The sequence below is a fragment of the Streptomyces sp. 147326 genome, assembly GCF_045000215.1.
GTDB lineage: Bacteria > Actinomycetota > Actinomycetes > Streptomycetales > Streptomycetaceae > Streptomyces.
Map to the genome: position 1 here is coordinate 7993267 of NZ_CP134201.1, position 18651 is coordinate 8011917.

Consider the following 18651-nt stretch of genomic DNA (forward strand, 5'->3'; position numbering starts at 1 on the left):
ACGACTGGCCCCGTGGCTGGTCTGCTCGGCGGTCATTAGAGCGCCGGAGCCGGCAACTGGGAAGGGCACCGCCCAAGAAATCTGACTGAGTGTCAGAAAACTATTGAACTGCACCCGCCCCTACTGCAACCTGTTCTAGGTCTTGAGACGGGAGGACGGCAATGGGTGGGACAGAACACCTGACCGTGGAACGGCACGGCGCCACGCTGGTGCTCACCATGAACAGGCCCGAGGCGAAGAACGCGCTCTCGCTGCCGCTGCTGGTGGGGCTGTACGACGGCTGGCTGGAGGCGGACGCCGACGACACGATCCGCTCCGTGGTCCTGACCGGCGCCGGCGGGGACTTCTGCGCCGGCATGGACCTCAAGGCGCTGGCCGGGAAGGGGATGGCGGGCGACCAGTACCGGGACCGCCTCAAGGCCGACCCCGACCTGCACTGGAAGGCGATGCTCCGTCACCACCGGCCGCGCAAGCCGGTGATCGCGGCGGTGGAGGGCTACTGCGTGGCCGGCGGGACGGAGATCCTGCAGGGCACGGACATCCGGGTGGCGGGCGAAGGGGCCACCTTCGGGCTCTTCGAGGTCAAGCGGGGGCTGTTCCCGATCGGCGGCTCCACGGTGCGGCTGCCGCGTCAGATCCCGCGCACGCACGCCCTGGAGATGCTGCTGACCGGGCGCCCGTACTCCGCGGAGGAGGCGGCGCGGATCGGGCTCGTCGGGCGTGTGGTGCCGGACGGCACGGCGCTGGAGGCGGCGCTGGAGACCGCGGAGCGGATCAACGCGTGCGGGCCGCTGGCGGTGGAGGCGGTGAAGGCGTCGGTCTACGAGACGGCCGGGATGACGGAGACGGAGGGGCTGGCCTCGGAGTTGCTGCGGGGGTGGCCCATCTTCGACACGGCGGACGCGAAGGAGGGGGCGCGGGCCTTCGCGGAGAAACGGCCCGCGCTGTACCGGCGCGAGTAGCCGGGCACCGCAGCCGGGGCACCGCCCCGCACCCCGCGCCTCAAACGTCGGCGGGGCCGGGTTCGTGACGGCGATGCGGGATCGGCCCGGCTGAAGACCCACACTCGGAATCAACACATCGGAGAGCCACCATGACAGCTGCCTCCCCACCGGAGCTGCTCCGCGCGCCCCTCGTCGTCGAGTTTCCGTTCACCCGGTCCCTCGGGCCCGTCCAGAGCGCCTTCCTCACCGGCCTGCGCGAAGGCGTCGTCCTCGGGGTGAAGACCGCCGACGGGAAGGTGATGGTCCCGCCCGTCGAGTACGACCCCGTCACCGCCGAGGAGATCCGCGAGCTCGTCGAGGTCGCCGCCACCGGCACCGTCACCACCTGGGCGTGGAACGGCCGGCCCCGCCCCCACCAGCCCCTGGACACCCCCTTCGCCTGGGTGCTGGTCAAGCTCGACGGCGCGGACACCGCCCTCCTGCACGCCCTCGACGCGCCCGGCCCCGAGGCCGTGCACACCGGCATGCGGGTGCGCGTCCGCTGGGCCGCCGAGCGGACCGGCGCCATCACCGACATCGCCTGCTTCGAACCGTACGAGGGCCCGGCGGGCGGCGAGGCCGCCCCGCACGACGGGCACTTCGCCGGCGCCGTCACCGGCATCGTCGCGCAGGCCCGCCTCGACTACGTCTACAGCCCCGGCCGCGCCCAGACCGCGTACATCAACGCCCTCTCCGAGCAGAAGACGGTCGGCGAGCGGTGCCCCTCCTGCCACAAGGTGTACGTCCCTCCGCGCGGCGCCTGCCCCACCTGCGGCGTGGCCACCACCGACCAGGTGGAGGTCGGCCCCGCGGGCACGGTCACCACGTACTGCATCGTCAACATCAAGGCCAAGAACCTCGACATCGAGGTCCCGTACGTCTACGCCCACATCGCCCTCGACGGCGCCGGCCTCGCCCTCCACGGCCGGATCGGCGGCATCCCGTACGACCAGGTGCGCATGGGCCTGCGGGTCGAGCCCGTGTGGACCGAGGGCGGCCGCCACCCCGACCACTACCGCCCCACCGGCGAGCCGGACGCGGACTACGACGCGTACAAGGAGCTCATCTGATGGCCCGATACGCCCGTGAGGTCGCGGTGGTCGCCTTCGCGCAGAGCGACCACCTGCGCCGCACCGACGAGCTCAGCGAAGTCGAGATGGTCATGCCGGTCCTGCACCAGGTGCTGGCCGCGACCGGCCTGAAGGCCGGGGAGATCGGCTTCACCTGCTCCGGCTCCAGCGACTACCTGGCCGGCCGTGCCTTCTCGTTCACCATGACCCTCGACGGGGTCGGCGCCTGGCCGCCGATCTCCGAGTCGCACGTGGAGATGGACGGTGCCTGGGCCCTCTACGAAGCCTGGGTCAAGATCCAGACCGGCGAGGCCGACACCGCGCTCGTCTACTCGTACGGAAAGTCCTCGCCCGGCTCGGTACGGGACGTCCTGACCCGGCAGCTCGACCCGTACTACGTGGCACCCCTCTGGCCCGACTCGGTGGCCCTGGCCGCCCTCCAGGCCCAGGCCCTCATCGACGCGGGCGAGACCGACGAGCCCGCCCTGGCCGCCATCGGAGCGCGCAGCCGGGCCGCCGCCGAGGCCAACCCGCACGCCCAGCTGAGCGGTTCGGTGCCCCAGGGCGACTACCAGGTCCGGCCGCTGCGCACCGGGGACTGCCCTCCCGTCGGAGACGGCGTGGCCGCCGTGATCCTGGCGGCCGGCGACCTGGCCCGGCAGCTGTGCGCACGCCCGGCCTGGATCACCGGCCTCGACCACCGCATCGAGGCGCACGGCCTCGGCCTGCGCGACCTCACCGATTCCCCGTCCACCCGGATCGCCGCCGAACACGCGGGTGTCTTCGAGGCGCCGGTGGACACGGCGGAACTGCACGCGCCGTTCTCCTCCCAGGAGGTGGTGCTCCGCAAGGCACTCGGGCTCGGGGACGGCGTGGCCGTCAACCCCTCCGGCGGGGCGCTCGCCGCCAACCCGATGATGGCCGCCGGCCTGATCCGCATCGGCGAGGCGGCCGCCCGCATCCACCGCGGCGAGTCCGACCGGGCCGTCGCCCACGCCACCTCCGGCCCCTGCCTCCAGCAGAACCTGGTCGCCGTCCTGGAAGGGGACCGAGCATGAGCACAACCGGCAGGTCCGGCAAGGAGCCGGTCGCCGTCGTCGGCATCGGCCAGACCAAGCACGTGGCCGCCCGCCACGACGTGTCCATCGCCGGACTGGTCCGCGAGGCGGCGGCGCGCGCACTCGCCGACGCCGAGCTGACCTGGGCGGACATCGACGCCGTCGTCATCGGCAAGGCCCCCGACTTCTTCGAGGGGGTGATGATGCCGGAGCTGTACCTGGCGGACGCGCTCGGAGCGGTCGGCAAGCCGATGCTGCGCGTGCACACGGCCGGTTCGGTCGGCGGGTCCACCGCACTGGTCGCCTCCAACCTCGTCGCCGCGCGCGTCCACCGGACCGTCCTCACCCTCGCCTTCGAGAAGCAGTCCGAGTCGAACGCCATGTGGGGGCTCTCCCTCCCCGTCCCCTTCCAGCAGCCGCTGCTGGCGGGCGCGGGCGGGTTCTTCGCCCCGCACGTGCGCGCGTACATGCGGCGCACCGGCGCGCCCGACACGGTGGGCTCGCTGGTCGCCTACAAGGACCGGCGCAACGCCCTGAAGAACCCGTACGCGCACCTCCACGAGCACGACATCACCCTGGAGAAGGTCCAGGCCTCGCCGATGCTGTGGGATCCGATCCGGTACTCCGAGACCTGCCCCTCCTCGGACGGCGCCTGCGCGATGATCCTCACCGACCGGGCGGGCGCGGCCCGTGCGCCGAAACAGCCCGCCTGGGTGCACGGCGGGGCGATGCGCAGCGAGCCCACCCTCTTCGCGGGCAAGGACTTCGTCTCGCCGCAGGCCGGCAAGGACTGCGCGGCCGACGTCTACCGCCAGGCGGGGATCACCGATCCGCGCCGGGAGATCGACGCGGTGGAGATGTACGTGCCGTTCTCCTGGTACGAGCCGATGTGGCTGGAGAACCTCGGGTTCGCGGCGGAGGGCGAGGGCTGGAAGCTCACCGAGGCGGGGGTCACGGAACTCGACGGGGACCTTCCGGTCAATCCTTCCGGCGGGGTCCTGTCCACCAACCCGATCGGCGCCTCCGGGATGATCCGCTTCGCGGAGGCGGCCCTCCAAGTCCGCGGCCAGGCAGGGGAACACCAGGTTCCGGGAGCCCGGAGGGCCCTCGGCCACGCGTACGGCGGCGGCGCGCAGTTCTTCGCGATGTGGCTGGTGGGGGCCGAGGAGCCCACGTCCTGACGGCGGCCCCGGCCGGCGACGGAGGGGCCGGCCGGGGTACGGGACAGGCCAGGGTGACTCACCGTGGCCTGTGCGCCACGCGCTGCGGTGGTTAATGTGGCCCCCGGACGACGTACCGGGAGGAGCACGCACGTGGCCGAGAGCATGACTTCGCAGCCCCTCGCTGGCTGGGGCAAGCCGGACCTCGATCTCACCGAGGCGGACTGGCAGTCGAGCAGCCGGGGAGCGGGTGATGTCCAGATCGCCTTCGTGGAGGGCTTCATTGCGATGCGCAACAGCGAGCGCCCCGAGAGCCCTTCGCTGATCTTCACGCCGGACGAGTGGCACAAGTTCGTACTGAACGCCCGGGGCGGGGAGTTCGACCTGACGTAGACCGAGACCGTACGCGCGGCACCACCGGGCGCGGCACCACCGGGCGCGGAGCCGCCGGCCCGGTGGCCGCCCGCGGCCCTTGCCGCCCCGGCCCGGGCACCCGCAGCCCTCGCCCCCCCCGGGGCCCTGGCCGCCCGCGGCCCCTGTCACCCGCGATCATCGCCGAAAGGGTGACGCCTCGTAGACGGCCCGGCGCACCGAAACGACCGCCCGGGCGCGGCAGCTCCCGCCCGAGGAGCCGCCGTCACCCGCTGCTGCCGCCGCCCACTGGGCCCGGGCCGGGTCGGCCGGGCCGATCCGGGCGCGCTCCGGGGCGTCTCCTCGGGCGCCGAACGTGGCGGGGGTCGGAGGGCCGGGGCACATGGCGTTCGGCGCCCTGCGGGGAGCGCCCCTGCACACTCCCGGCCCCCCGGCGGAAGCGGCTGCCCATCCGATCCTGCCTCCCGCCGACCGGTGGACCGGTGCCCGAATCGGTCATAACGGGATGATGAGTAGGGTGGTGGCATGAGTGGAGAGAACGATCTGCGCAAGCTCCTGAGCGGTATGCGGCCCGAGTTGAACGAGGGGCGGTACGTCTTCTGTACCGTCCCCGGGGGCACCGTGCCCGCCGGGACCGCGCCCGTCGCCACCGTTCTGGAGCGGGAGGGGCTCACCCTGGTCCTGCGACAGGAGGACGCCGACGCCGCCGGGCTCGCCTACGACTACACCGCCGGCTGGATCACCCTGCGGATCCACTCCGCGCTCGAGGCCGTCGGCCTCACCGCGGCCTTCGCCACCGAACTCGGCCGGCACGGCCTGAGCTGCAACGTCATCGCCGGCTACCACCACGACCACCTGTTCGTGGCCGCCGACCGGGCCGCCGAGGCCGTGGCCGTCCTGGAGGACCTCGCGGCACGTTCCGCACGGGACTGACACGGCCCGGAACGACCCCCGAACGACCCCCGAAGGGCCCCCTGAAAGGCCGCCGGAAAAGAAGATCGGATTCTTTCCTCACTGTGGGATCCCTCGCCCTGTGCGCGGGCGTACGCTGATGCTCCGAACAGGCCTGGGGGGTACCAGCCATGGCGGACCGCCGGACCCGCATGCGGCGCACGATGGTCGAACGCGAGGCCGAACTCGCCACCGTCGACGAGGCCCTGGACCAGCTCACCGGTCCCGGACCCGACGCCGGCGGCGCGCTGCTCGCCTTCTCCGGCCCGGCCGGCCTCGGCAAGACCACCCTGCTCGCCGAACTGCGCCGCCGCGCCCACGCCCGCTCCTGCACCGTCCTCGCCGCCCGCGGCGGGGAACAGGAGCAGAGCCAGCCCTTCCACGTCGCCCGCCAGCTGATCCAGCCCCAGCTGGCCGGCACCTCCGAGCAGGAACTGCGCGCGGCCCTCGGGAGCTGGTACTCCATCGTCGGACCGGCCCTCGGACTGTGCGCCCCCGAACAGGGCGCCCCGCCCGACCCCCAGGGCCTGCGCGACGGACTCGACTGGGTCCTCACCCACCTCGTCGTCAAACGCGCCCCCGTCACGCTCGTCCTCGACGACGCCCACTGGGCCGACCCCGAGTCCCTCGGCTGGCTCGCCGCCTTCGCCCCGCGCGCCGAACACCTCCCGCTGCTCCTCGTCGTCGCCTACCGCCCCGACGAACTGCCCGCGGAAGCCGATGCCTTCCGTACGCTGCCGGGCCGGGCGGGACAGCGCCCGCTGCCCCTCGCGCCGCTCACCCCGGCCGCCGTGGCCGCCCTGGTCCGCGAATGGCTCGGCGACCACGCCGACGACGGCTTCTGCCAGGAGGCATGGGCCGTCACCACCGGCAACCCCTTCGAGGCCGTCGAACTCGCCGCCAAGGTCCGCGACAAGGGCCTGTCCCCGGTCGAGACGAACGCCCCGCTGCTGCGCGACCTCGCCGCCGCCCAGCGCGGCAGCGGCCTCGTCGCCCGCCTCGAACGCCTCGGCCCCTCCACCGTCCGCTTCGCCTGGGCCTGCGCCGTCCTCGGCACCGCGATCCCGCAGGACCTCGCCGCCCGGGTCGCCGCCCTCGGCCACGAGGAGGCCGTGGACGCCACCGGGCGGCTGCGCGACGCGCGCATCCTGTCCGCCGCCACGGAAGAGCCCGACACGGGGCTGGAGTTCGTCCACCCGCTCATCGCCACCGGCATCTACCGCGCCATCCCCGACGCACTCCGCGTCGCCCTCCACGGCAAGGCCGCCGCAGCCGTCGTCGACGCCGGACTCGGACCCTCCGCAGCCGCCCGGCACCTGCTGGAGACCCACCCCGAGAACGACCCCTGGGTGGTGCGCATCCTCCGCGAGGCCGCCGGCGAGAACCTCCGCGCCGGCGCACCCGAGGCCGCCCGCCGCCAGCTCGCCCGCGCGCTGCGCGAACCACCGGACTTCGACGAGCGCGCGGCCGTCCTGTACGAACTCGGCTGCGCCTCCCTGCTCACCGAGCCCGCCAACACCGTCAACCACCTGCGGGCCGCCCTCGCCGAGCCCTTCGACGACCCGGCCCTGCGCCAGGGCATCGTCATCCGGCTCGCCCAGGTGCTCTCGCACAGCGACCGCCTCGCCGAGGCCTCGGAATCCCTCGCCCGGGAGATCCCGTACACCCAGGACGTCCGCGCCCGGCTGCGCCTGCAGTCCGAGCAGTTCATGTGGGACGCCTTCAACGCCGCGGAGACCGACTCCCCGGCCCGCTCGCGGCGCCTCGCCCGGCTCGCCGACCGGCTGACCGGCCGCGACCTCACCGAGCGGTACGTCATCGGGCTGCGCGCCTGGGACGCCTGCCTGCGGGGAGAGCCGGTGGACGTGGTGCTGCACCACGCGGGACGGGTGCTTGAGCGGTCCTTCAGCTGGGCCCACGAGGACCGCGGCTTCGAGGTCCCGGTCCTGGTCGCGATGGCCCACATGTACGCCGACCGGCCGGGACGGGCGGAGCAGCTGTTCGAAGCGGGCACCGCCGAGTTCGAACGGCAGGGCTGGCGCGGGGCGCACCTCTCCTTCGCGTACAGCCTGCGCGCCTACGTCCTCCACCGGCGCGGGCGGCTCGCCGAGGCCGAGGACCTGGCGCGGGCCGGGCTGCGGCTGGCCGAACGCGTGGGCCGGCGCACCCCCGTGCACTGGTACGCCATAGCCATCCTCCTCACGACGCTGCTCGCGCGGGCCGGGTCGACGAGGCCTGGGAGCTGGGGCGGGAGCACGAGTACGGCAGGCCCTTCCCGGCGGCCGTGGTCTTCCCCGACTCCCAGACCGTCTACGCCGAACTGCTGCTCGCCCGCGGCCAGGTACGGGCGGCGGTCGCCGCACTGGAGGAGGTCGACCGGCGGCTGACCCCGCGCGGCATACAGAATCCGGCGTGGTGCCCGTGGCAGCTGCACCTGGCCCGGGCCGTCGCGGCGGACGATCCGCACCGGGCGCGCGCCCTGGCCGGCGACGCCGTGCGGCGGGCCCGGGCTTTCGGCGCCCCTTCGGGCATCGGCCAGGCCCTGCGGGTGGCGGCCGAGGTCGCGGCACCGGAGGACCGGGCCGGGCTGCTGGAGGAGGCGGTCGCGCTGCTCGCGGAGTCACCGGCGGGCTACGAACTGGCCCGCGCCCTGGCCGCGCTCGGCACCGAACTGCGGGACGTGGACCTGCTGGCGCGTGCCGTGGTGACGGCCCGGGCTTGCGGGGCCGACGGACTGGTGGCCCGGGCGACCGACACCCTGCTCGGGCTGGGCGGCACCCTGCCGTGCGGTCCGGACGGGAAGGACGAGGAAGACGGGCCCACGCAGGACGGGCTCACGGAGGAGGAGCTCCGGGCGGCGCGGCGGGCGGCGGGCAGGCCCGCCCCGGACGGCTCCGGCCGCCCCGGACAGGACCCGGATTGGGCCCTGTCCGCGGCCTGCCGCAAGCTCGGCACCGACGTCCCGGGCCTGCCGGCCGCCCTGAAGGCCTACGCACCGTAGGCCTTCAGGGGATGCCCGTCAGTTCTTGGCGTACACGCCGAACAGGTCGATGATCAGGTCGGTGCGCTCCCAGCCACGGTTCCAGAAGTCGACGATGTCGTTCTTGCCGGCGCTCGCCTGGACCAGGTTCGAGACGGTCTCGCCCTTCGTCCAGTTCAGGTTGGAGGAGTTCGGCGGGGTCGGCGTGATGGCCTTGCTCTGGCCGTACTGCTCCCGGGTGTTCGGGTCCGGGGCGACCGTGAGGTGGCCGCTGCCCTCCGTGTTGGTGACGGTGGCGTTCATCACCGCGCCCGCGAGCGTGACGTTGGGCTCGAACAGCGTCTGGTACCGGTAGTCCTGGCCGTCGACAGGCCAGAAGAACTTCCGGGAGTCGTGCAGGCGCTCCGGCGCGAGCGGCAGGTAGGCGGCCTTGCCGTCGGCGCTGTAGTAGCCGGTCACGTCCACGATCACGTCGGTCGGGCTCCAGGAGCCGTTGCGTATGTTGATCTTGCCGTCCGGGCCCACCGGCACGATCACCGAGTTGGCGACCGTCTGGCCGGCGGTGAAGTTCACGTTCGACGTGATCGGAGCCTGCTGCCCGCTCGGGAAGACGGTCAGGTGGCCGGAGTCCTTGGGGGCGGTGATCGTGACGTTGAGGGCGACGGCCGTGATGCCCGCGGCCGGCAGCTCGCCCTGGCCCGCGACCTGGACGCCGAAGGAGCCCTGCCCGGCGACCTGGCCCTTGGCGGTGCCCTTGCCGTCCCGGGTGTCGACGAGACGGAACGGGTCCATGGGGGTGTAGCCGCTGGAGGCGGAACGGGCGAAGTAGCCCGTGACGTCCGCGATCAGGTTCACCGAGCCAGGGCTGCGGTTGACCAGTTCGACGTAACCGTCCGCGCCGACCGGCACGATCGCCAGGTTCGGAACGGACCGCCCTGCGGTGAAGTTGACGTTCGACGTCGTCGGCTGCTCGGTGCCGGACGCGTAAGCGGCGATATGCCCGTCGGCGGCGGCGCCGGTCGCGGTGATGTTGAGGGCCACGGCGGTCACCCCCTCGGGGATGCCGCTGGTGCCCCCGACCTTCACCCGGGTCGTTCCGTACGGGGCGACGGGCTGGGACGACGAGGTCCCGGTGCCGTCCCGGGTGTCCAGCAGCCGGGTGGGCGCGTGCGGGGTGAAGTCGGAGCCGGCCACGACGATGTCCACGCTGTTGGTGACGGTCGTCTTGGTCAGCGTGTCGGTCGCCGTCACCGTGATCTTGTGGGTACCGACCTTGGCGTACGTGTGCTTGAAGCGCAGGAACTCGTCCGTGAGGGAGATCCCGGGACTCGCCGTGTGACCGTCGCCCCAGTCGACGGTCACCGTGAACGCATCGAGCTTCTCGCTCGCGACCCAGGTGGAGAGGGCCATGGTGCGCGCACCCGATCCGGTGGTGACCAGACCGACATAGTGGTCCGAGGCCGCGGCCGGCGTGCCCTCGGCGGCCGACGCAGTGGCAGGGGTCGTACGGACGGACCGCTCGGGCGGGCTGCTGAAGGTGGCGGTCTTCGTCGCCTCCTCCACGGCTGTCGCGAGCTTCTCGCCCGCGTCCTGCGTGTGGTTCGCGGCCGGCTCGGCCGCATGGGCCGCGCTCGGTACGACGAGACCGACGGCTGCCGCGACGACGGCGGCGGAGATCATGACACGGTGACGGTACACCGGCCCCCCAGTGTTGTTGAACCTGTTCAGATAGTCATGATCAGATTACATGGCCGTCCGATTTCCATGGCATTGGCTCGTACCCGCCGGCTCCCAGGGAGCTGGCGCAGCTGTTCGACGAGCTGGGACCGGACACCCCGGTGTGGACCTGGTCGGCCGAGCAGACCTCGGGCTTCTGGCTGCGGATGCAGCTGATCGAGCTGGCCGTCCACCGCTGGGACGCGCAATCCGCGACGGGCGCCCCGGGCCCCCTCGTCCCGGGCGTCGCGGCGGACGCCGTCACCCAGACCTTCGAGGTGATGGCCCCGGCACGCCGTTCGTGGAAGGCGGCGCCGTCCGGTACGGGCGAGCGGTACCGCTTCCGGAGTACCGACGGACCGGAAACCTGGACGGTCGTCTTCGCGGCGGACGAGGTCCTGCTGGAGTGCGGCCCCGCCCCGGAGCCCGGCCCCACCGCCCCGGCGGACGTCGAGACCGCCGGGACGGCCTCGGACCTCGCCCTCTTCCTCTGGGGACGGCTGCCCGCCACCGCCCTGCGCGTCACCGGTGGCGACGCCACCCTGCTCCCGCACTGGTTCACCCTGGTTCCCCCGGTCTGACCGGCCGGTCCGGCGCGCCCGGCCCGGGCGGCGCCGGGATGCGGGCCCCCGGGCCGGAAAACCCGTGCGGCCACGTACCATGGCGGCATGTCCTTCCTCCGCCGCCACCGCGCCGCCACACCCGCCGGCCCGGACTTCGACGTCCTCGCCATGGACCCGGGGGACTGGCCGGGCAATCTCGGGGCCGGGCTGCTGCCCGCGCCCGACGGCAGCTGCCAGGGTGTCTTCCTCCGCTACGACCTGTTCGGCGGACGCGGCCCCGCGATGATCATCGGTAACCTCCCCGAGGGTTCCCCGGCCCGGGACCTCTCCGACGGTGAGGTCCCCTTCGAGGTGGCCCAGCTCCTCGACGCCCTGGAGAACGACGAGGACGTCGAGGTCACCGGCGTCGAGGACTGCCCCGTCATGCAGGGCGACAACCTCCTCATCGTCCGGAAGATCAAGCTGTCGGAGTCCCGCATCTCCTGCGTCCAGTTCGACCGCAGTGACAACGTGCTGGTGACCATCGCCAGCTGGGACCGCCCGATCACCGATGACCTCTACGCGCTCCTGAAGCCGCTCCCCGCCGAGCTCTTCCAGCAGGGCTAGACCGTCTCCTTAGCGCTCACCCCTTCCGCGGGCCGTCACACGTCCGCGATGTCGTTCGCCGCCACGTAGCCGAACGTCATCGCGGGCCCGATCGTCGACCCGGCCCCCGCGTAGCTGTGGCCCATCACCGCCGCACTCGCGTTGCCCGCCGCGTACAGGCCCCGGATCACCGAGCCGTCCGCCCGCAGGGCGCGGGCCCGGGCGTCCGTCACGATGCCGCCCTTCGTCCCGAGGTCCCCCGGCACGATCTTGAACGCGTAGAACGGCGGGGCCCAGATCGGAGCCAGGCACGAGTTCGGATGCACGTTCGGGTCCGTGTAGTAGTGGTCGTAGGCCGTGTCGCCCCGGTGGAAGTCGGAGTCGGTCCCGCTCCACGCCTGTGCGTTGAACCGGTTGAGCGTCGCCCGCAGCGCGCCCGCCGGAACCCCGATCTGGCCCGCCAGCGCGTCCCACGTCCACGCCTTCTTCGCCGCGCCCGCCTGGTACCAGGCATCGGGGAAGACGAGCGTCGGCAGGATGTCCTTGAACAGGTACTTGTTGCGGTAGTTCTGATCCACGATCAGCCACGCCGGGATGTGCGAACCGGTGGCGCCCCGGTCCTTCTCGTACATCACGTGCACGACATCGCTGTACGGCGCCGCCTCGTTGACGAATCGCGCGCCGTTCGCGTTCACGATCAGCCCGCCCGGCAGGGTCCGTTCGGCGAGGCAGAAGTACGGCTCCCCGGGCAGCGGGATCGACGGCCCCCACCAGGCGTCGTCCATCAGGGCCAGCGCGGCCCCCGCCCGCTGCCCCGCCCGGATCCCGTCCCCGGTGTTCTCCTTCGCGCCCACCGACCACTGGGTGCCGATCGGCTGCTGCTGGTACTGCGCCCGCATCGCCGCGTCGTGCTCGAAGCCGCCCGAGCCGACGACCACCCCGCGCCGGGCCCGTACGGTCCCCCGTACGCCCTCCTTCTCCACCACCACACCGGTGACCGCACCGCCCTCCTGGACCAGGTCGACCAGCGGGCTGTTCAGCCACACCGGCACCCCCGCCCGCTGCAGTCCGGCGCGCAGCCCGGCCGCCAGGGCCTGGCCCATCGTCAGCGGCTTCTCCCCGCACAGCGCCGCCTTCGTGCCGCGCGCCAGGCACTCGGTGGACACCGCGAGCCCCCTGGCGCTCACCGCCGCGAGGTTCAGCCACTTGTAGTCCTGGCTGAAGACCACCATCCCGGCGGGGACGGGCATGTACGCCGGGTTCAGGCGGGCCAGTTCGGCGCCGAGGACGTTGCCGTCGATCTGGTCCGGCTCGATGGACCGGCCGTTCGGCAGCCCGCCCGGCAGATCGGGGTAGTAGTCGCTGTACCCCTCCATGAAACGGAACTTGAGCGGGCTGTTGGCCATCACGAAGTCCAGCATCCGCGGACCGTTGGCGAGGAAGGCGGCCTGGCGGTCGGCCGGCACCTCCGGTCCGACCACGGCCGCGAGGTACGTCGCCGCCTTCTGCGGGGTGTCCGGCACTCCCGCGCCCAGGATCACCGAATTGTTCGGCAGCCATATGCCAGCCCCGGAACGGGCGGCCGATCCGCCGAAGGTGGGGGCCTTCTCGACGACCAGCACGCTCAGCCCCCGCTTGGCGGCAGTGAGCGCGGCGGTCATCCCGGCAGCCCCGGAACCGACCACGACGACGTCGAACTCGCCGAGCGGGGGGCCGTCCTGGGCGCCGGCGGCCCGGGCCGGGGCGGAGGGGAGCACGGTGGCGGCGAGCACCCCGGCGCCCGTACCGGCGAGGACCGTACGTCTCGACGGGCGGGTTCCGGGGGAGGTGCGTGAAGCGCTTGCGGACATGGGCAGGCTCCAGCGGTGTGGGGAGGGCGGGGATCGGCTCCAGCACGTCTGATGCTGAGTCAGAAAAGGTCTTCGGGGGATCATGTGATGTCAAGGCATCCGGCGCCCGGGGACAAGACCGAGACCTCAGCCCTCCGCCTGGATCCGGGCGTCCAGTTCCCTCACGTGCCGCTTGAGAGCCACGGTGCGGTAGCTCTCCTCCACCCACTCGCACAGCACCTGCACCGAGGGCGCCCCTTTCTCCGCCAGCGGGACGGACACCCAGCCGGAGCGGCCCAGACCGTATCCGGTGGGCTCCGCTCCGGGCGAGGCCATGGCGTGCCCGTGCAGCGCCTCGTCCTTGAGCTTGACGGACAGGCCGGGCTGCCCCGGCCCGTCGGTGTTCCCCAGGAAGACGAAGATCTTCTTGTTCACCTTCATCACGCGGTCCTCGGGGCCCCACGGATGATCCTCCACGGCCTCCGGAAGGCCGAGGGCGAACTCCCGCACCGCCTCCCACTTGCGCACTCCGGACTTCATCAGCGCCTCCCGTCGATCGTCTCCCCACGCTAACCGAGCCCGTCGGGACATTCGGGGCAAGACCGCGCCGCGCGGGCGGCGCAGCGCCCGCGCCCCGCCCCCGGTGCCTGCGCACCCGCGAACGAGCGAAGTCCCGTGGCGGTGGGGGCCACGGGACTTCGCGTACATGGGGCGCGGGAGCGGTCAGCGCGTGCCGACCGCCGCGCGGACCGCCCTGCGCGCCATTCCGGCGTCGTCGTGCAGGCGGCGGAGCAGCAGCCGCTGCTCCTCCCCGGAGGACAGGGAGCCCGCCGGCAGCGGCTGGGTCGGGGCGGTCGCCAGCATCGAGCGCTGCACCGCCGTCTCGGACATCCGGATCTCCCGGGTCAGCACCAGCATGAGATTGACCAGGAAGGCGTCCCGCGCGGCCGGACCGGCCGACTGGGCGAGCCGGCTGATCTGGGCACGGGCGGCCGGGGCGTCGCCCAGCACCGCCCACAGCGTGGCCAGGTCGTAGCCCGGCAGGTACCAGCCGGCGTGCTCCCAGTCGAGCAGCACCGGACCGGCCGGGGACAGCAGCAGGTTCGACAGCAGCGCGTCACCGTGGTTGAACTGCAGCGCCGTGCCCGACAGCTTCACACTGTGCAGCAGCTTCTGCAGGTCGCCGAGGTCCCGGTCGGTCAGCAGCCCCAACTCGTAGTCGCGGGCGATCCGCCGCGCGTAGTTCATCGGGGTTCCGAACAGCTCGGCCGGCGGCCGCCACTGGTTGACCCGGCACACCGCGCCGAGGGCCGCCCGCAGGTCCACCCGCGGCGGCGGCTCCACCGGGTGCCGCTGCAGGGCCGCGACCCGGCCCGCCATCCGCTCCACCACCAGCGTGCAGTTCTCGGGGTCGGCGGCGATCAGCCGCGGCACCCGGACCGGCGGGCGGTGCCGGACGAACGTCCGGTACGCCGCTATTTCGTGCCGGTAGCGCTCGCGCCACTCCGGCGAGTGGTCCAGTAAAACCTTCGCGACGGCGGTCATCCGCCCGGTGGTCCCGACCAGGAGGACGGACCGTCCGCTGCGCCGCAGCACCTGGACCGGCGCGAACTCCGGACAGATCCGCTGCACCGAGGCGAGAGCGGTGCGCAGTTGCGCCCCCTGCGGCCCCGAGAGGTCGATTCTTCCACTGACGGGCTGGGACCCGGTGCCCGGCATGCGCCGCGCCCGGACGGTGCCCTGCACCGCAGCCGACGGGCGGCCGGGTTCGAGGTAGGGGCCGCCGCCCGCGGGGAGCGTGCGGTGCGGCCGGACCGGTGCGGACACGGAGGACGTTGCTGCGTACATGGTGATACGGATCCCTTCGTGCGCCGACGAGTTGCGTACGCCGCCCCGCCGGATCCCCTGCTTCGCCCTGGGGAGTTCCGCCGGTGACCGGGTCGGGGAGGCGCATTCCTACCTGACACCCGGCGCAAGGTGGCGAACCATCGGGCGTGCCCTGGCGAAGCCTGGCGAATAGTCGCTGGGCATCTGACGGGGGGCTACTGTCAACTCAGCCGAGAACCTGGGGGCTTGACGTGAGCAAAGGTCCAAACACCCGCTTGAACGACCTGTTCGGCCTGGCCGGCTGGTCGAAGGGCGAACTCGCGAGGATGGTCAATCGGCAGGCGGCGGCCATGGGCCACCCCCAGCTGGCCACCGACACCTCGCGGGTGCGGCGCTGGATCGACATGGGGGAGACCCCGCGCGAACCGGTGCCCACGGTACTGGCAGCACTGTTCACCGAGCGGCTCGGTCGTGTCGTGACCATCGAGGACCTCGGGTTCGTACGGCAGCGGCGCACCTCCAGACGGCAGCCGGAAGGGGCTCGTGAGAACCCCGACGGGATGCCGTGGGCGCCCGAACGCACAGCCGCGGTCCTCACCGAATTCACGGGAATGGACCTCATGCTCAACCGTCGCGGTCTGATGGGCGCGGGCGCCGTGCTCACCGCCGGCTCCGCCCTCAGCAACGCCATGTACGACTGGCTGCACACCGACCCCGCCCTCGCGAAGGAGGCGCGGCACTTCGGGGGGGCCTTCCAGGCCGATCCCGCGGGATACGACCGCTACGAGGCGGCCCCCATCGGCTCCCAGGAGATCGAGGCCCTGGAGCGCTCCGTCGAGGTGTTCCGTGCCTGGGACGCCTCCAGAGGGGGCGGTCTCCAGCGGAAGGCCGTCGTCGGGCAGCTCAACGAGGTGGGCGGGATGCTCGCCTACCACCACCCCGACCACCTCCAGCGGCGGCTCTGGGGGGTGGCTGCCAACCTGGCCGTGCTCGCGGGCTGGATGTCCCACGACGTGGGCCTGGAGCCCACGGCGCAGAAGTACTTCGTCATCGCCGCGCACGCGGCCCGCGAGGGCGGCGACCGGCCGCGCGCCGGCGAGGCGCTGTCCCGCGCCGCCCGCCAGATGGTCCACCTGGGCAAGCCGAACGAGGCCCTGGACCTGATGAAGCTCGCCCAGTCGGGCTCGGGCGAGCAGACCCTGCCGCGCACCCGCGCCATGCTCCACACCATCGAAGCCTGGGCGCAGGCCGCCATGGGCAAGGGCCAGGCCATGCGCCGCACCCTGGGCGAGGCGGAGGAACTGTTCGTCTCCGACAAGGGCGACGTGCCGCCGCCGAGCTGGATGCAGCACTTCGACGAGGCCGACCTGCACGGCATGCAGGCCCTCGCCTACCGCACCCTCGCCGACCACGACGCAGCGGCGGCGCCGATCGCCGCGCGCCACGCCAGGGAGGCCCTGCGGCTGCGCGGCGAGGGCTACCAGCGCTCGCAGATCTTCGACTACATCTCCATGGCCTCGGCCTGCTTCATCGCCGACGAGCCCGAACAGGCCGACCGCTACGCACGCCTGGCCCTGGTCTCGATGAACGAGACCTCCTCGCACCGGACCTGGGACCGGCTGCGCGAGATGTACCGGCTCACCGCCCAGTACTCGGGCTACCCGCGCATCGAGGACCTGCGGCAGGAGATCGAGCTGGCCCTCCCGGACAGCCCGGCGCCGCGCGCCACGGGGGTGTAGTCGTACGCCGGCCCCCGCAGCCCGTCCGCCCCGCATGGCCGCAGCATCCTTGTACGGAGACGAGAAAGGCCGCGCCTTCCGGCGCGGCCCTGAACCCGTACTGTCCTGGAGCTGTGCGGCCCGGAACCCGTACGGCCGTGAGACCCGTTCGGGCGGCGTGCCCGCTATCCGCCCACCCGGGCCACGAGCACGCAGGCGTCGTCCTCCCGCTCGCTCTCGCCGAACTCCTCGATCACGATCCGCACGCAGTCCTGCGCCGACCGCGCCGCCGCGAAGCGCGGCGCGAGCGCCAGGAGCCGCTCGGTCCCGTCGGCCCGGCTGAACTCGATGCTGCGCGGGGTCAGTCCGTCCGTGTGCAGCACCAGCAGGTCGCCCACTTCGAGCCGTTCCTCGGCCTGCCCGTACGAGGCTCCGGACGTCGCGCCCAGCAGGACGCCCTCCGGCGGCAGGAGGCCCCGGCCCGACCCGCGGCGGAACAGCAGCGGGGCCGGGTGGCCCGCCTGCGCCCAGGACAGCACCCGGCGCGCGGGATCGTAGCGGCAGCACACGGCAGAGCCGAGCGCCGGCTGCACGGAGGTTTCCAGAAGCTGGTTGAGCCAGCCCATCAGCGGGCCGGGCTCGATCCCCGCCATGGCCATCCCGCGCAGGGCGCCCAGCATCATCGCCATCCCGGAGGTGGCGGTCACCCCGTGCCCGGTCAGGTCACCGACCGTCAGCATCGAGCGTCCGTCGGGGAGTTCGAGCGCGTCGTACCAGTCGCCGCCGATCAGCGCGCTGGTCGCGGACGGCAGATAGTGGGCGGCCACGTCCAGCGTGCCCGCGTTGCTGTGCGGGAACCGCAGGGAGCCGCGCCACGGGGGGAGCACGGCTTCCTGCAGCTCGACCGCCAGCCGGTGCTCGGTCTGCGCGATCTCCCGCTGGCGCTGCAGCGAGTCACGGGACTCGCGCACCGCACGCTGGCTCCGGCGCAGTTCACTCACATCGCGCAGCACGGCCCACATGGAGGCCGTACAGCCGTCGGAGTCGAGTACCGGCTCGCCCCTCATGTGCAGCGTCCGGACGCGGCCGTCGGCCCGGACGATGCGGAACTCGCCGTCGATCGGTTTGCCGTCCACCAGGCAGGCGGTGACCCACGCGGTGAGCAGCGGCTGGTCCTCGGAGAACAGGGTGGAGCCCAGTTCGTCGAGGGGGAGCGCGCCCGCTTCGGGCGAGCGCCCGAAGATCTGGAACAGCTCGTCGGACCAGCTGACTTCGTCCGTCAGCAGGTTCCACTCGGCGCTGCCGACGCGGGTGTGGGCCTCGGGCCCGGCCTCGGGGGCCGCCTGCGGGAGCTCGACGGTCTCGGGCACCGACGGCAGGCCCTCTTTGAGCTGGCCGAGGTGCTCGCCGAGGTCGTCGAGGTGGTGGACGGCGAGATCGCACAGTGCGCGCTGCCAGCGGCCCTGGGCGTCGTCGTCGTCCACGACGGTGTCGCGGCGGACCGCGTCAACTTCTCCCCGCAGCCGCCGGGTCTGGGAGATCAGCGCGTCCACCGACCCCGGCTCTGGCGGCTGCGCGGAACGGTCCGCGAACAGGTGGGACGGCATGAGAACTCCGATACAGGCGCGGCACGGCCAAGTCTGAAGGAAGGACCGGTAACGACTGTTGCACAGGGCGCGACGGCGTGTAAGGCGTTTGGCAACATCCGCGACGTTCTTGCTTGTGGTATATGCCGCAGGCCTTCCGGGCCCCATTTCGTGTGCGAACGAATCCGGTCAACGGCCTTCGGCTGGGCGGGACCGGCACCAGCCGGTCGGAGCCGGAAGGCGGTGGTGGCGG

The 18651-nt window shown here is 72.8% G+C and carries 14 protein-coding genes and 1 pseudogene; 10 read left to right on the plus strand and 5 right to left on the minus strand.

The annotated features are described in order from the left end of the window. Positions 1-161: 161 nt before the first annotated feature. The 7 genes and pseudogenes from RIU97_RS36760 to RIU97_RS36790 all read left to right on the plus strand — a co-directional run bounded on the left by RIU97_RS36760 (position 162) and on the right by RIU97_RS36790 (position 8595). Entirely contained in the window at positions 162-962 is an 801-nt protein-coding gene (locus RIU97_RS36760; protein WP_404961805.1) for a crotonase/enoyl-CoA hydratase family protein, read from the plus strand. A gap of 131 nt (positions 963-1093) precedes the next feature. Further along, a complete protein-coding gene (locus RIU97_RS36765; RefSeq protein ID WP_404961806.1) occupies positions 1094-2053 on the plus strand; it encodes a Zn-ribbon domain-containing OB-fold protein in 960 nt (319 codons plus the stop codon). Beyond that, positions 2053-3111 carry a thiolase domain-containing protein gene (locus RIU97_RS36770; RefSeq protein ID WP_404961807.1) on the plus strand — a complete coding sequence of 353 codons (1059 nt, stop codon included), beginning with the start codon at positions 2053-2055 and terminating at the stop codon, positions 3109-3111. Before RIU97_RS36765 ends, RIU97_RS36770 begins: the two co-directional genes overlap by 1 nt. Then, positions 3108-4292, plus strand: coding sequence for a thiolase domain-containing protein (locus tag RIU97_RS36775; protein WP_404961808.1), 1185 nt, complete (start codon positions 3108-3110; stop codon positions 4290-4292). The genes RIU97_RS36770 and RIU97_RS36775 overlap by 4 nt, the downstream gene beginning before the upstream one ends. A gap of 144 nt (positions 4293-4436) precedes the next feature. Next, positions 4437-4664, plus strand: a complete 228-nt coding sequence (locus tag RIU97_RS36780) for a DUF397 domain-containing protein (protein ID WP_374778183.1) — start codon at positions 4437-4439, stop codon at positions 4662-4664. A 504-nt stretch (positions 4665-5168) separates the two neighbouring features. Then, complete coding sequence (locus tag RIU97_RS36785) at positions 5169-5576, plus strand: ACT domain-containing protein (RefSeq protein WP_404961809.1); 408 nt, start codon at positions 5169-5171, stop codon at positions 5574-5576. Positions 5577-5725: 149 nt separating this feature from the next. Beyond that, positions 5726-8595 (plus strand): annotated as a pseudogene (locus tag RIU97_RS36790) (ATP-binding protein). Between the two features lie 18 nt (positions 8596-8613). Here RIU97_RS36790 and RIU97_RS36795 read toward each other — a convergent pair. Then, positions 8614-10254, minus strand: a complete 1641-nt coding sequence (locus RIU97_RS36795; protein WP_404961810.1) for a PKD domain-containing protein — start codon at positions 10252-10254, stop codon at positions 8614-8616. A gap of 128 nt (positions 10255-10382) precedes the next feature. On the opposite strand from RIU97_RS36795, the gene RIU97_RS36800 reads away from it, so the two are divergent. Both RIU97_RS36800 and RIU97_RS36805 read left to right on the plus strand, forming a co-directional pair. Next, on the plus strand, positions 10383-10871 hold the full coding sequence (locus RIU97_RS36800; protein WP_404963066.1) for a maleylpyruvate isomerase N-terminal domain-containing protein: 489 nt from the start codon (positions 10383-10385) through the stop codon (positions 10869-10871). A gap of 87 nt (positions 10872-10958) precedes the next feature. Further along, a complete protein-coding gene (locus RIU97_RS36805) occupies positions 10959-11459 on the plus strand; it encodes a hypothetical protein (RefSeq protein WP_365473909.1) in 501 nt (166 codons plus the stop codon). Positions 11460-11494: 35 nt separating this feature from the next. On the opposite strand, the gene kstD is transcribed toward RIU97_RS36805, so the two are convergent. The 3 genes from kstD to RIU97_RS36820 all read right to left on the minus strand — a co-directional run bounded on the left by kstD (position 11495) and on the right by RIU97_RS36820 (position 15115). Then, positions 11495-13288, minus strand: coding sequence for a 3-oxosteroid 1-dehydrogenase (gene kstD, locus RIU97_RS36810; protein WP_404961811.1), 1794 nt, complete (start codon positions 13286-13288; stop codon positions 11495-11497). Positions 13289-13414: 126 nt separating this feature from the next. Then, positions 13415-13807, minus strand: a complete 393-nt coding sequence (locus tag RIU97_RS36815; RefSeq protein ID WP_404961812.1) for an MmcQ/YjbR family DNA-binding protein — start codon at positions 13805-13807, stop codon at positions 13415-13417. A gap of 183 nt (positions 13808-13990) precedes the next feature. Next, complete coding sequence (locus RIU97_RS36820) at positions 13991-15115, minus strand: aminoglycoside phosphotransferase family protein (protein ID WP_404961813.1); 1125 nt, start codon at positions 15113-15115, stop codon at positions 13991-13993. A gap of 230 nt (positions 15116-15345) precedes the next feature. On the opposite strand from RIU97_RS36820, the gene RIU97_RS36825 reads away from it, so the two are divergent. Beyond that, complete coding sequence (locus RIU97_RS36825) at positions 15346-16833, plus strand: hypothetical protein (RefSeq protein WP_404961814.1); 1488 nt, start codon at positions 15346-15348, stop codon at positions 16831-16833. Positions 16834-16997: 164 nt separating this feature from the next. Here RIU97_RS36825 and RIU97_RS36830 read toward each other — a convergent pair whose 3' ends face one another. Continuing rightward, on the minus strand, positions 16998-18419 hold the full coding sequence (locus RIU97_RS36830; RefSeq protein WP_404961815.1) for a PP2C family protein-serine/threonine phosphatase: 1422 nt from the start codon (positions 18417-18419) through the stop codon (positions 16998-17000). Positions 18420-18651: the final 232 nt, after the last annotated feature.